This is a genomic window from Serratia sp. ASV30, from assembly GCF_016428815.1.
Lineage (GTDB): Bacteria > Pseudomonadota > Gammaproteobacteria > Enterobacterales > Enterobacteriaceae > Chania > Chania fonticola_C.
In genome coordinates, this window is the sequence record NZ_JAELTL010000201.1 from 1 (window position 1) to 452 (window position 452).

Below are 452 nucleotides of genomic sequence, written 5' to 3' on the forward strand. Positions count from 1 at the left end.
GGGAACTCAAAGGAGACTGCCGGTGATAAACCGGAGGAAGGTGGGGATGACGTCAAGTCATCATGGCCCTTACGAGTAGGGCTACACACGTGCTACAATGGCATATACAAAGAGAAGCGAACTCGCGAGAGCAAGCGGACCTCATAAAGTATGTCGTAGTCCGGATCGGAGTCTGCAACTCGACTCCGTGAAGTCGGAATCGCTAGTAATCGTAGATCAGAATGCTACGGTGAATACGTTCCCGGGCCTTGTACACACCGCCCGTCACACCATGGGAGTGGGTTGCAAAAGAAGTAGGTAGCTTAACCTTCGGGAGGGCGCTTACCACTTTGTGATTCATGACTGGGGTGAAGTCGTAACAAGGTAACCGTAGGGGAACCTGCGGTTGGATCACCTCCTTACCTAAAGATATGCAGTTGAGTGCAGTGTCCACACAGATTGTCTGATGAAAA

1 rRNA gene is annotated in these 452 nt (G+C 51.1%); it reads left to right on the plus strand.

Features of this window, described 5'->3' with window-relative positions:
* A 16S ribosomal RNA gene (locus tag JHD74_RS26080) occupies positions 1–401 on the plus strand; the annotation flags it as partial.
* Between the last annotated feature and the right edge of the window lie 51 nt (positions 402–452).